We start from the raw sequence: 6,690 nt of genomic DNA, 5'->3' as shown, positions 1-6,690 counted from the left end.
AAGGCAGTTCTGCCAACTATTCAATATCTTTTGGATCAAGGGGCAAAGGTCATCCTGGTTTCACATTTGGGGAGACCGAAGGGTTTCGATGAGCGGTATAGGATGGGTCCGGTCGCTGAATCCCTCTCAAGACTCCTTGCCAAAAAAGTGTGGAAAGTGGATGAAACCGTCACTCAGAAAGCAGAAAGAGCCGTCAGTGAACTCAGGCAAGGCGATGTGCTTCTCTTAGAAAATGTGCGCTTCAATCCCGAAGAGAAGCAAAATGACCCACAATTTGCACGGAAGTTGGCAAGACTCGCCGATGTCTATGTCAATGATGCCTTTGGAGCTGTTCACCGAGCCCACGCATCGGTTGTAGGGGTACCCAAATATTTACCCGCGGTGGCGGGTTTTTTATTGGAAAGAGAGGTGGATACCCTTAGCAAATTATTGGAGAATCCTGAAAAGCCCTTCTTTGTGCTACTTGGGGGAAGCAAGGTTTCTGACAAAATTAAGGTGATCAATAAATTTTTGCAGATAGTGGATGGAATCCTCACCGGTGGAGGAATGTGTTTTACCTTTTTGAAAGCGAAGGCGATAAATATCGGCAAATCCCTTTGTGAGGATGCGGAACTCGATCACGCAAAGGAAATACTCAAGAAAGCAAGGAGAAATGGGGTTTTATTTTATTTACCCTGCGACGTTGTGGTCGCGGATTCCATCTCCGAAGGCGCAAGTTATAAAGTCGTCCCCGTCGAGGAAATTCCGGATGACTGGGTAGGAGTGGACATAGGTCCCAAGACCGTTCAAATCTATGAGGATGTTCTCAAGAAAGCCAAAACCATATTCTGGAATGGACCTGTTGGCGTATTTGAAATCGAACCTTTCTCCTCTGGAACACGAGCTTTGGCGGAGGCCATCGCACACGCCAATGCCACGACGATCGTTGGCGGGGGAGACTCCGATGCTGCCCTTAGGAAATATGGTCTGGAGGATAAGGTGTCCTTTGTATCCACGGGTGGAGGGGCATCCCTCAGATTGTTAGAGGGCACGCCGCTACCGGGAGTCGAAGCCTTGATGAACAAATAATTTTGTTTAAAAAGCAATTTCGCCATTTCTTGGATATTGCCAGATGTTCTATTTATGAATGCATACCTATTTTTGAGATCATGCTATCTCAGAATATTATGTCCATAAGCAGTTCGATTCTTTATATGCTATGCGAGCTATTAGCTAAACGTATTAATGCCTTGAAAGATCTCTAAAGACTATGAACCGTGAACTGTGAACTAAGAACCAATATCGAGTGAAAGGAGGTCTGATGCGAAAACCCATCATTGCTGGGAATTGGAAAATGAATAAAACGGTGGAAGAGGCAGTCGAGTTGGTGCAGGATCTCATCCCTCTGGTCATGGATGTAAGGGATGTGGAGATAGTAGTTTGCCCCCCCTTTACCGCTTTGAAGAGCGTATCCACGGTGATCGAGTTCAGCAATCCGAACATCTTCCTTGGTGCTCAAGATATGCACTGGGGGGAAAAGGGGGCTTATACCGGGGAGATTTCCCCTGTCATGCTCCTCGATCTCGGGGTGAAATATGTGATCATTGGTCATTCCGAACGCCGTCGGGATTTTGGGGAGACGAATGAAGTGGTTAATAAGAAGGTGATATCAGCTCTTTCTCATGGTCTCATTCCCATAATGTGTATCGGAGAAACCCTCGAGCAAAGGGAGGCGGGGGAGACACAGAGGGTGGTAACCACTCAGCTCCTCAAAGGTTTAGAGGGATTGAAGAAAGAGGACATAGAAAAGGTGGTCATCGCCTATGAACCCGTTTGGGCCATCGGTACTGGGAGGTCGGCTACCCCCGAAGATGCCAACGATGTGATCAGGAGTATCAGAGCTCTCATTGGCGCTCAGTTTGATGTGGAGACGGCAAAGAAGGTGAGAATTCAATACGGAGGAAGCGTTACACCCGAAAATATCACTGGATTCATGGAGGAGCCCGAAATCGATGGTGCTCTGGTCGGCGGAGCAAGTTTAGATGCCGGAAGCTTTGCCAAGATAATCAAATTCCATCGCTAATCCAAATTTTCATGTAAAAACAGGTCTTTAGACCCGTTAGTTTTCAGTAATCGAATATCGAGCGATGCCTAATCCGCGTACTTAATGAGGAGAGGCATGAGCTCGGGTCCATATATCCTTCCCAAAGCACCTCTTTCGCATTCTGCTTCTGAGAATAATGAGGTGTCATCGGGAACCATTTTACCACCAGCGATAAGTAAGGGTACGGGATCATCAGAATGTGCCTTGACGGCACAGGGAGTTGAATGGTCCGCGGTAACCGCAATAATCGTCTTCTCTAGATTTATCCCGGGAAGCAAATTGGCGAAGAAGAACCGATCAATGAGTTCGATGCTTTCCTTTTTCTCGAGAGCTTTTCCATCGTGTGCTGGCTCATCTGGTCCCTTGATGTGGATATATAGCCCATCGAAATCCTTTATCGATTCCAATGCTTTCCTCGCACGTAGTTGATAATCAAAATTTGGCTCGTCGGTGACCTGGGGAAGCTCAATTACCTCCATCCCAGTGAGCAAAGCTATTCCCCTCTCCACGGGCATTTCAACGAAGCAGCCAAACCTCAAACCATACTGCTCACCAAAGGTTGGGAATTTAGGTAATCTATCTCCCCCATCACGGGTGAGGATGACATTAGCGGGCAGCTTACTCCGACTCATCCTTAGTTTATTTACGGGATCCCTCTCTAAAACCCGGTGACTTTTCCAGATAAACTCGTTTGTCAAGGATGCCGCCCTTTGGGCTTCAGGGGAGTCCTCAAATTCTTCGATGGGTTTACACTCTTGCAAAACATCTTCAAATTTGGTCTTAGCTACTCCGAAGGGACCCTCTTTAGCATAAGCTGGATCGGTATTTGTGACCTCGCTTGAGAGTTTTCCTTTAAGACTGTGGATGACCAATACTCCTCTGTGACCTACGGTGTTTTTAAAAACGAAGGTCGCCGCGTCCAGCTTTACCTTTGTATTTATCGATTCGGCAAGCTTAGTTGCCTCATCGGTGGTAAGACCGCGACCAACGCGGCGATCGATTATCTTGTTATGCTCCCCCAGGGTTGCAAAATTCACTCGGTATGCCAAATCTCCATCGTTGACTTGTAAGCCCGCAGCGTAGCACTCTAGCGGACCACGTCCGGTGTAATACTTTTCAGTCTCATAGCCCAGGATGCTGATGACGGCAACATCCGATTCGGGCGCGATTCCTTCCCCCACCGGATACATCAAGCCCGTCTGACCCCTCTTTGCCAGGTCATCCATGAAGGGAGTCGTCGACGCTCCCAAAGGGGTTTTACCATTAAGTTTGGGACAAGGTAGATCCCCCAATCCATCCAAGACGATGTACAGGATTTTCTCCATGTTGCCTCCTTTTTGAAAGAGTCAAGAGCCATGAGTCAAGGGCCATGGGTCAAAAGTACAATGACTCGTCTCCCATGTCCCATGACCAGAAATATAATACACCATAATCTTAAATTGTGTTATTAACAAGATGGGTTAACACCGGTTTTCTCCACACTTACTCCCTCCCTCAGATGTATAAAGTGTCAACCTAACTCGTTAATAGTCCATCTTAGTATTGGCAGCTGAGTATATTGATTGCTGCATTCAGCGAGACGAAATGAAGCACTTATCTCCATTGATAATGGAGAATTGTTATGTTATATTTTATGCAACAAACCTCGAGGGAGAGATAAATTTGCTTAAGTTCGTAATCGCCATTCACATCATCGTTTGTTTGGCACTCATCGTCATCATCTTGCTCCAGTCCGGTAGGGGAACTGGTTTATCTTCGGCTTTTGGAGGAGGGCTTCCCAGCACCTTCTCTGGAACTACTCTCATAGAAAGAAACCTTTTTCGCATCACCGTTGCGTTGGCGATTATATTCGGTATCACATCGATAATCTTATACATTTTTGCACCGCGGTAAAGGCTTAAACGCATTTTTAAATTCAAAGCGTAAGCGCCTTACTCAGGCGCTTTTTATTTGCTTTTTCGATCCACCAGAATTTTCCCATGTTTCCCTCTTTAAATGGAGGAAATTTTCAAATTTCGTTTAAGATTTTCAAATTGGGAGGTAAAAATTGCCAAGAGTGTTAAGAAGCAAGTTAATCCTCTTGCTTGTTCTTGTGCTAATGGTCTCCACAGCGGGTTGTGCCCAGAAAAAAACCAGGAAATCGAAATCTCTCAATAGAACCGAAGGACCCGTGAGGGGCGGAACTTTTAGGTATTTTCTCATGGAACCGCTGATTTTAGACTCAGCACATGTACAGGAATCGGAAGGTATCCAGGTTGCCAAGCAAGTTTACGATGGACTCGTCGATCACAACCCCAAGACCATGGAGGTCAAACCAGCCATGGCTAAATCTTGGAAATCCAATAAGAGTGCCACCGTTTGGACTTTTAAACTTAGGAAAGGTGTAAAATTCCACAATGGAAGAGAGTGTAAAGCACAGGATTTTGTCTATTCTTGGAATCGGGTTGCAGCTAAGGAGACAGCTTCTGAGATTGCTTATCATCTTGCTCCGATAAAGGGTTTTGAGGCTTGCCAGGAGGGAACGGCAAAGAGGCTTGAGGGAGTTAAGGCAAGGGATGATTATACCCTTGAGGTGACCTTGAAATATCCTTATGCTGAGTTTCCAACCATCCTTGGGCACATCGTTTTTTCTCCGGTACCCAAGGAGGAGGTTCAGAAATATGGCGAAAAGTTCGGGGAGAATCCTTGCGGAACTGGTCCCTTCAAGTTCGTTGAATGGATGCATGATCAGAGAATTGTTCTCAAAAGAAATCCGGACTACTATGGGCATAAACCATATCTGGATAGGATAGTCTTCAAAATTTTTGATGATGAGCAGTCGGGATTTTCAGAGTTCAAAGCGGGAAACCTTGATGATTGCGAGATTCTTCCAGGTCAGATAAGAATGGCGAAGGTCATATATGGTGATCGTGCACTGATCGAGTCCATGCTCAGCCTCTATTATTACGGATTCAACATGGATGCCGATCCCTGGGGAAATAATCAAAATTTGAGGCGGGCTTTAAATTATGCTCTGGATCGAAATCAATTTGCGGCGATCTTTGGGAGAGAGCCATGATGCCCGCCACGGGAATCGTGCCCAAGGGAATTCCCGGTTTCCAGAAGGAAGCCATGCTTTACAATCATAATCCCGTTGCGGCGAAGGATCTTTTAAAACAGGCAGGTTATCCAGATGGAAACGGTCTCCCACCCCTTGTTTTAGGTTATGACGTTGGAGTAGGTCACGACAAAGCTGCTCAAGCCATACAGGCACAAGCAGGAGAAGTTGGGATTACTTTTAATGTTGCCAGTTATGAATGGGAAGCCCTTTTGGATAGGATTCAAGCTGGAGAGATTACTTTCTTCCGCATGGACTGGACGGCGGATTATCCCACCATGGATAACTTCCTATACCCACTCTTTCACTCAAGCAGCCTGGACAATACGACTCATTATAGGAACCCTGAGGTAGATAAGTTATTAATGGGTGCAAGGAGAGAATTAAATCCTGGTAGGCGAGTGAGACTTTATCGAAAGGCGGAGAAAATAATCCTTAGGGACGCATCGATAGTTCCCATTGGCTTCTATACGACGAACCGAGTAATCGGATCCAGAGTTCGCGGGTATATTCGTACGGCAGTGGATGATACACCCATGGAACGCGTCTGGTTGTCGAAGTAGTTTAACTGCGAGTCAAAAGTCAAGAGTCATGGTTAAAGAGTTCTTGACTTTAGCTTTTACCAAGGTGGTATAATACTTTTGCAGATATAAAACCGGTCGGAGTGGCGGAACTGGTAGACGCGCTGTCTTGAGGGGGCAGTGAGCATTAGCTTGTGCGGGTTCAAATCCCGCCTCCGACACCCTTCAGAATAAAACCGCAGGTAAAACTGCGGTTTTATTCTTTCTACTTCATCAAAAGTTCCAGCAAGTAATGGAGTATTAATAAAGAGGTCGAATGAAATCTCCAAGTGGAATGCTCTTTAACCTCAATAACGCAAGTATCCTGAGCCGTTAACGAAATATTTGTTTTTGCATCTCTTCCAGAAGCCGAAACCGATATCGTGTAAAGACCAATGGAATCCGCTAATAATTCCTTTGAGTAAATCGTAATTTAAATCTGCTCAAATTTGTAATAATATTAGATGGCGGCGGCCGTTGAGGTTGCAGATAAGGCTCTTGAAGACTTTGGAAGACAGGATCACCAACCAATGAACTGGATCAAAGCCAGGACAACCAAGCGGGAGTACGAGAAATTGGAGAAGAATGGACTTATCATTTCCAATCCCCATAACGAGGTTGAGGTAGCCATGCATAGAACTTCAATGGGAAATGACGCTGATCCAGTTAATCTTTGGATCGCGACTTTGAGGATGGGCATGGTCGACAACTATGCGGGGTTGATGCCCGCCACTGATCTTCAAGATGTAATTTTTGGCATCCCACAACCGCAGGAAACAATGGCTAATTAAAAAATTTTCCAGTGGTTTTGTTTACTAGGGGGGCGTGATGTTTATTTTATATCCCACAATTTCGGGGTTAAACTTGCCAAGGTTGAAATTTTGGGAGCTTTGCGCATTTATTGTCGGGATATTGATCTTCTTGGTCATAATTGTTTTGGTTCTTCTCGA

7 protein-coding genes and 1 tRNA gene are annotated in these 6,690 nt (G+C 45.6%); 7 read left to right on the top strand and 1 reads right to left on the bottom strand.

Going from position 1 to position 6,690, the window contains the following annotated elements:
- Positions 1 to 1,068 (top strand): phosphoglycerate kinase (locus AB1466_03460; protein MEW6189154.1); only part of this gene is annotated, 1,068 nt, incomplete at its 5' end.
- 232 nt (positions 1,069 to 1,300) lie between these two features.
- Positions 1,301 to 2,062 carry a triose-phosphate isomerase gene (gene tpiA / locus AB1466_03455; protein MEW6189153.1) on the top strand — a complete coding sequence of 254 codons (762 nt, stop codon included), beginning with the start codon at positions 1,301 to 1,303 and terminating at the stop codon, positions 2,060 to 2,062.
- Positions 2,063 to 2,130: 68 nt separating this feature from the next.
- Here tpiA and AB1466_03450 read toward each other — a convergent pair whose 3' ends face one another.
- Entirely contained in the window at positions 2,131 to 3,408 is a 1,278-nt protein-coding gene (locus tag AB1466_03450; protein MEW6189152.1) for an alkaline phosphatase family protein, read from the bottom strand.
- Positions 3,409 to 3,745: 337 nt separating this feature from the next.
- Here AB1466_03450 and secG point away from each other — a divergent pair, with 337 nt between their 5' ends.
- From secG to AB1466_03425, 5 genes are all read left to right on the top strand, one after another.
- Positions 3,746 to 3,976 carry a preprotein translocase subunit SecG gene (gene secG / locus AB1466_03445; GenBank protein ID MEW6189151.1) on the top strand — a complete coding sequence of 77 codons (231 nt, stop codon included), beginning with the start codon at positions 3,746 to 3,748 and terminating at the stop codon, positions 3,974 to 3,976.
- 163 nt (positions 3,977 to 4,139) lie between these two features.
- Positions 4,140 to 5,141 (top strand): peptide ABC transporter substrate-binding protein, encoded by a 1,002-nt coding sequence (locus tag AB1466_03440; protein ID MEW6189150.1) that lies wholly within the window; start codon positions 4,140 to 4,142, stop codon positions 5,139 to 5,141.
- Positions 5,138 to 5,743: an ABC transporter substrate-binding protein gene (locus AB1466_03435; protein MEW6189149.1), complete on the top strand. Its 606-nt coding sequence runs from the start codon at positions 5,138 to 5,140 to the stop codon at positions 5,741 to 5,743. Before AB1466_03440 ends, AB1466_03435 begins: the two co-directional genes overlap by 4 nt.
- Before the next feature lie 95 nt (positions 5,744 to 5,838).
- Positions 5,839 to 5,922, top strand: a tRNA-Leu gene (locus AB1466_03430).
- 282 nt (positions 5,923 to 6,204) lie between these two features.
- Complete coding sequence (locus tag AB1466_03425) at positions 6,205 to 6,531, top strand: hypothetical protein (GenBank protein ID MEW6189148.1); 327 nt, start codon at positions 6,205 to 6,207, stop codon at positions 6,529 to 6,531.
- Positions 6,532 to 6,690 lie beyond the last annotated feature (159 nt).

This window comes from Actinomycetota bacterium, from assembly GCA_040755895.1.
Classification (GTDB): Bacteria; Actinomycetota; Aquicultoria; order Subteraquimicrobiales; family Subteraquimicrobiaceae; genus Subteraquimicrobium.
The sequence above is the reverse complement of the archived record's forward strand: the minus strand, read 5'-3'. Positions and strand labels throughout refer to the sequence as shown.